The sequence below is a fragment of the Pseudomonas emilianonis genome (genome assembly GCF_023072625.1).
Classification (GTDB): domain Bacteria; phylum Pseudomonadota; class Gammaproteobacteria; order Pseudomonadales; family Pseudomonadaceae; genus Aquipseudomonas; species Aquipseudomonas paraveronii.
The window spans coordinates 1-2,050 of sequence record NZ_JAKNRV010000592.1 but is presented as its reverse complement, the minus strand read 5'-3'; the positions used below and the strand labels follow the sequence as shown (position 1 = coordinate 2,050).

General features: G+C 61.7%; 2 protein-coding genes and 1 pseudogene. All 3 read right to left on the bottom strand.

Going from position 1 to position 2,050, the window contains the following annotated elements; genetic code table 11:
• Positions 1–293: 293 nt before the first annotated feature.
• Positions 294–1,226: a phosphatidate cytidylyltransferase gene (locus L9Z73_RS29775; protein WP_247408497.1), complete on the bottom strand. Its 933-nt coding sequence runs from the start codon at positions 1,224–1,226 to the stop codon at positions 294–296.
• Between the two features lies 1 nt (position 1,227).
• Positions 1,228–1,848, bottom strand: a complete 621-nt coding sequence (locus L9Z73_RS29770) for a lysophospholipid acyltransferase family protein (RefSeq protein WP_247408496.1) — start codon at positions 1,846–1,848, stop codon at positions 1,228–1,230.
• 9 nt (positions 1,849–1,857) lie between these two features.
• Positions 1,858–2,050 (bottom strand): annotated as a pseudogene (locus L9Z73_RS31365) (hypothetical protein); the annotation flags it as partial.

Genomic DNA, 2,050 nt, shown 5'->3' with positions numbered 1-2,050 from the left:
GTAAGCGCGGGCCTTGCTCGCCAGGTTCAGCCCGCCACGGCCGATGGCACGCAGCCAGAACGGCGGCCGCCATTGGCCGAACAGGGCACCCACCACAGTCATTAACGCACCGAACAAGCGGCGACAGATCGCTTTTAACGCGTCAAACATGGTGAGCATCCCTGGCTAAGTGCGACGTATCTTACACGCGTCTTTAAGACAAACGATGAGGTCGATACGTCGCATCGTGGGGGATGTTTATGGGAGGCTGACATTCACATGTTGATCTTCGTCAGGCTTGAGGTCGCTGTTTGTCAGGTCCACCAATAGCGCACCAGATGAAAGAAGATCGGCGCCGCAAAGCACACCGAATCCAGCCGATCGAGCATCCCGCCGTGCCCTTCGATCATATGCCCCCAGTCCTTCACGCCACGGTCGCGTTTGATCGCCGACATCACAATGCCGCCGGCAAACCCCAGCAGGTTGATCAGCAGCGCAATCAGGAACGACTGCCACGGGTTGAACGGCGTGGTCCACCACAGCGCGGCGCCGATCAGGGAGGAGAGCAGGATGCCGCCGACAAAGCCTTCAACGGTTTTCGACGGTGACAGGTTGGGCGCGATCTTGTGTTTGCCGAACAGCTTGCCGCACACGTACTGCAGCACGTCCGACAGTTGCACCACGATCACCAGGTAGGCGATCAACAGCAGGTTGCGGCCTTCATAGCCGGGGATGTCGAGGGTGAGCAGGGCGGGCACGAAGGACACGCAGAACACCGCGATCATCAGGCCCCATTGCACCTTCGACGCACGCTCCAGGAAGTGCGTGCTGTCGCCGCCGAGGGAGGCGAGGATCGGTAGCAGCAGGAACACGTACACCGGGATGAAGATCGAGAACAGCCCGTACCAGTCGGCATAGATCAGCAGGTATTGCAGCGGCAGCGCCAGGTAAAACGCGGCCACCAGGGCCGGGTAGTCGCTGCGCCGGGTGGGGGTGAGGGTGAGGAATTCGCGCAGGGCGTAGAACGAGACGGCGTAGAACAGCAGGATCACTGCGCCGGTGCCGAGCCAGAAGGCGATGCCGATCACCACCACCATCACCCACCAGGCGTTGATGCGGGCGTTGAGGTTGTCGATCACCGCATTCGGCGTGCCACGGGTGCGCAGCTTGAGGATCAGGCCGATCAGCGAGGCGAGTACCAGGATCGCGCCGATCCCACCGAACAGCATCAGGGTTTGGCTATCCATGTCAGGAATGCTCCGGGGCGAGGGCGAGCAGGGCGTCGCGGGTGCGGGCAAGGAAGGCCGCTTTGTCTTCGCCGTCTTCCAGTTGCAGTGGGGCGCCGAAGCTGGTGGTACACAGCAAAGGCAGCGGTAGGACGCGGCCCTTGGGCATGACCCGGTTGAGGTTGGCAATCCACACCGGAATCAATTCCGCCTGTGGGTAACTTTTTGCCAGGTGATACAGGCCGCTTTTAAACGGCAGCAAGCCGTCTTCCAGATTGCGTGTGCCTTCGGGAAAGATGATCAGCGAGTCGCCGCCTTCCAGCGCGGCGAGCATGGGCTGCAAGGGGTTATCCACAGGGTCTTTGCGTTCACGGTCGATCAACACGCCGTTGAATACGCGGCGGATGATGTAGCGGCGCAGCGCACTTTTATTCCAGTAGTCACTGCCGGCCACCGGGCGCGTGAATTTGCGCAGGTTCTGTGGCAGCGATGCCCACAGCAACACGAAGTCGCCGTGGCTGCTGTGGTTGGCGAAGTAGATGCGTTGCACCGGCACCGGCGCGCAGCCCAGCCACAGGCTACGGGCGCCGGTGACGGTGCGGGCCATCGAGGTAATCAGGGTGGCAACCACGGGTTCAAACATGGGGATTCCTTATCCGGCGAAAGGTAGCCAAGGGCTGGCGAGGATCACGCCCAGGGTCAGCAGCACTTGCGCGCCGAGCAGCCAGGCTTGCTTGCGCAGCAGTTTGAGGGCCTGGTAATGGGCCTGGATCTCGGCGGGCAGGCGAAAGGTGGGGGCAATCGCATCCTGGCTGTCGATCCGTATATCGTCCAACTGCTTGTCG